We start from the raw sequence: 3,866 nt of genomic DNA on the forward strand, positions 1-3,866 counted from the left end.
CACCACGCGATAACGTTTACCCTGAATCCGAATATCGCTACCGATCGCCGTTGCTGACGCAGGGAACAGATCGTCTCGAACTTTGGCACCAATTACTACCACTGCTTTGGCTGTATCCAAATCCTGCTGCTGAAAAAATACCCCTGATTCCGGTCGGACATTTCTCACTTCTGGGAAGTTTAAATCCGTGCCGATGGCAGTTATCGAAATGTTGACGTTCCCTCGCACCACCTGAACACTGGGGCGGTACAAGAACGCTGACACCGCTGTCGCAGCAGGGACTTGTTTGGCGATCGCCTGAGCATCTTCCCAGGTCAGCGTACTAGCAGAACCAGCCCCCTGACTAATGCCACCCGTTTTCGCTGCGGCGGCGGAGACTTGGAGGATATTGGTACCCAATGCTGCAATGCTCGACTCAGTGGATTTTTGGACACCCTGACCGATCGAAGTAATCGCAATTACAGAAGATATCCCAATAATTACGCCCAGCATTGTTAATCCGCTGCGGACTCTATTACTCCACAGGGTTTCTACTGCCATCAAAAATATTTCCAGCAGCGAGATTTTACGCTTACTACGGCGAGACGGACGCAGCAGAGATTTGTCCGGTAAATCCCCTCCTCGGAGGGGTGCCCGCAGGGTGGGGTGGGTAGATCTACGCATGATTCAAGTATCCACAAATGGTAGTTTCGGAGAGTGCTGTCTATCGTCAACCGCCATCTGTAATCGCAGTGGCTTTACGGGTTCCAGGTGGAAAACTGAGTAAAACTCGCTCGTTCCCAGTTAAGCCAGACTTAACCTCAGTCTTGTCATTTACAGTTGTCCCCACCACGATCGGCGTAAATACCGGATCGCCACCTGTTTTCGCCACAAATACACCCTGAGCCTTTGCCTGTTGAACGATCGCAGCCGTCGGCACAAGTAGCACCTGATTCAGCTCTCCAGCTTTGAAATCGATCGTCACATTCATCCCTTGACTGAGCAGTTTTTGGGAGTCAGTAACCGCCACTTTCACCTCAAAACTAGTCACATTTTGTTGCACCAATGACTGAGTAGCAACTTGCGTCACCTTGCCCGCAAAGGTTTTGCCAGAATAAGCATCCACCTTAATTGTCGCTACCTGCCCGACCTTAATCTGGGCGATACTGGCTTCGGCTACCTGCGCCACGATTTCGTTTGTGGAGGCTAGAGCCAGAATCGAAGATGATGTGGCCGAAGTCACCGCACTACCCGCCGTGGTGGGCGTGACGAATGCACCAGGATCGGCATATTTACGAGCGATAATCCCGGCAAAGGGGGCGCGAATCGTAGTGTCGTCGATCAGGCGTTGCGCGATCGCGACGGCACCCTGAGCTGCCATTACCTTGGCACGGGCTTCGGAGATATCTTCAGGACGAGATCCAGCTTTGAGGAGGTTTAATGCCTGTTGGTGTTGGTTGACGACGCTTCTAGCTTGAGCGATATCTTCAGGGCGCGATCCGGCTTTGAGTAGATTCAATGCTTGTTGGTCTTGCTCTACCTGTGCTTGAGCACTATCACTAGTCGATCGAGCCAGACTCAAAGCTTGTTGCGAGATCGCTCCCTGTGCTTGTAATTTTTGGTTGCGGTGCAGATCTTCTGCTGCTTGTCTGTAGGTAGCCCGAACTTTATTCAGGTTTGCCACAGCTCCAGCGATATCTTGCGATCGATTCCCCGCAATTAGCTTCTGCAAACCAGCGTTAGCTTCATTAACCTGAGCTTGCGCCTGGGCGATATCTTGCGATCGATTGCCAGCAATTACCTTCTTCAAATTCGCCTGAGCAGCAGCAACATTTCCCCGTGCCTGGAGCAATTGCCCTTGAAGGTTTGAATTGTCCATATAGGCGACAATCTGCCCTGGCTTGACAAAATCGCCTTCTTTAACCAGCAGCCGTTTCAGGACACCAGGGGTTTTGGGGCTGATATTGACCGAACTTTCAGGTTGCACGGTGCCATTGGCGGATACCAGAACTGTCAAATTGCCCCGCGTGACTGCTGCCGTCTTAATCTTATTTTGCGCCTGCTGTTTGGGAACTGTCACCAATTGATGATAACCAGCATAGCTAGCGATACCGAACAGCGGAATTGCCACCAGCAACCACATTAGCCGCTTGTCGATCTTTGGATGGCGGATTGTCTCCGACAGAGAATCGATGCCCTTCTTGAAATTCAAGCTAATACTCGACATTGTTACCTCAAATTTTGGTGTCAGGCATTGGTGCAGCCGTTGGCGTAGCCTCTGCCTGTGCAGAAACCAACGCCTTCAATTGCAGACATTAGCCTCGATTCATCCCACGATTGACTTCTCGACTGACTTGAACGTAGGTTAAATAACCACGCCGCTCCAATCGGTTGGCCGCACGTTGGGCATCGCGACGATTGTCGTGGTTACTCTCCAGAGTCCATTGGCGATCGTTACGGTTGCGGTAATAAACAGAAAACTGGCGATCTCGATTTCGGTTGCGATCGTACTGGTAGTCGCGATTTTGGTTGTCACGATACTGGTTGTCACGATACTGGTCGCGATCGTACTGAGCGATTTTGTCTGAATCTAGTGCCTGTGCCGTCAAGGGCGTAGTCACTGCGAATCCCGTACATACCAATGCTAGCAAAATTAGCTTCTTCATAAAATTAGTTTTAAAGTGAAATATTTGGGTCGAGCAATTAAATTTAGATCTTAATTAATCGAGCGATACCTTAAAGCTAATCAATGAAATAAATAAAGCACTCCTTCTAAAGGCATAGATAAAATTACCTTAACAAAACATAACAAAATAACATTAATTTTTAGATGACGTTCGCAAGCAATTATCACCTAAAATTAGCATGTCCTGAGGCGCATAATTAGCTTCTCGTACAAGTATTGAGTGTTTAATGCTACTAAATTAATTTGAAATACATTGCAAATAGCTCACAGCTTCCTCACATTTGAAAGATAGAATATGTGCAATTAGCTTCATACGATAAAAAACTATTTTATTTTCTGCTGAGGCAATATAAAAATGATATTTATACCAACAATTTTATCGACGGTTGTTACTTGCCATCCAACCAAAATTTAAAACCATGAGTGAGTCTTTAATGGCGATCGATAGTTGGCGGAGCCTCTGTCTTGACTGAAACACATGCGGAGGAAACCTCCGCGTGATTTCAGTCGCTCCCCTGGAGAATCGTTGGTATCCGTTCATCCTGGAATGGGTGCAAATTTGGTTGGTGAGGAATGTTCGTTTCGAGTTTGGGCACCGAACGCGATTGCTGTTTCAGTTTGCATTTGGCAAGACGAACGGATGTCTCAAATCCCACTCGCACCAGAACCGAGTAATTCTAGCTACTGGTCGGTGGATGTGGCGGACGTTGTGGCAGGTCAACCCTATCAATTCTCGATTATCAATCAAGGCGGCGATCCTACCAATCGAGGTGGCATCTTGACTCGTGTAGATGCCTATGCGCGACAAGTAGAGAGTGCGGAAGATAACGCCAGAGGGATCGTCGTCGATTGGCAACAGGAGTGGTCTGAATTTGCCACGCCCAAATTTGCAGATCTGATTATTTATGAAGCGCACGTCGGTTCATTTGCCGGACTCAACGACCATCTGAATATCTCAGCCTATGCTACGTTTGCCGACTCGGATTTAACGCCCTGCAACTATTACCCACCGAACAAGTTGATGGCATCGATGGGGTCGAGTCATCCGTGCATTAGGCTTCAATGCTGTGTGGGGAATGTCCGATCCGTTTGCTTATCTTCGTGCTGTCATTCAAACGCTGGCATGAAGGCGGCAATATTGTCATAGTCGTTGTTAATCCGAGCGATCGTCAGTGGCAAGAATGTGATTATGGAATCGACT

The 3,866-nt window shown here is 48.3% G+C and carries 4 protein-coding genes; 1 reads left to right on the plus strand and 3 read right to left on the minus strand.

Annotated features, from left to right (window positions below; all coding sequences use genetic code 11):
* The 3 genes from RMO84_RS02035 to RMO84_RS02045 all read right to left on the minus strand — a co-directional run.
* The coding region (locus RMO84_RS02035) for an ABC transporter permease (RefSeq protein WP_310486791.1) at nt 1-663 on the minus strand (663 nt) is incomplete at its 3' end.
* A 46-nt stretch (nt 664-709) separates the two neighbouring features.
* On the minus strand, nt 710-2,206 hold the full coding sequence (locus tag RMO84_RS02040) for an efflux RND transporter periplasmic adaptor subunit (protein WP_310486792.1): 1,497 nt from the start codon (nt 2,204-2,206) through the stop codon (nt 710-712).
* An 88-nt stretch (nt 2,207-2,294) separates the two neighbouring features.
* Nucleotides 2,295-2,645, minus strand: a complete 351-nt coding sequence (locus RMO84_RS02045) for a hypothetical protein (protein ID WP_310486793.1) — start codon at nt 2,643-2,645, stop codon at nt 2,295-2,297.
* A gap of 498 nt (nt 2,646-3,143) precedes the next feature.
* Here RMO84_RS02045 and RMO84_RS02050 point away from each other — a divergent pair, with 498 nt between their 5' ends.
* Nucleotides 3,144-3,812, plus strand: a complete 669-nt coding sequence (locus RMO84_RS02050; protein WP_310486794.1) for a hypothetical protein — start codon at nt 3,144-3,146, stop codon at nt 3,810-3,812.
* The last annotated feature ends 54 nt before the right edge of the window (nt 3,813-3,866 follow it).

Origin of the sequence: Chamaesiphon sp. VAR_69_metabat_338 (assembly GCF_031423935.1) — a bacterium.
Lineage (GTDB): Bacteria > Cyanobacteriota > Cyanobacteriia > Cyanobacteriales > Chamaesiphonaceae > Chamaesiphon.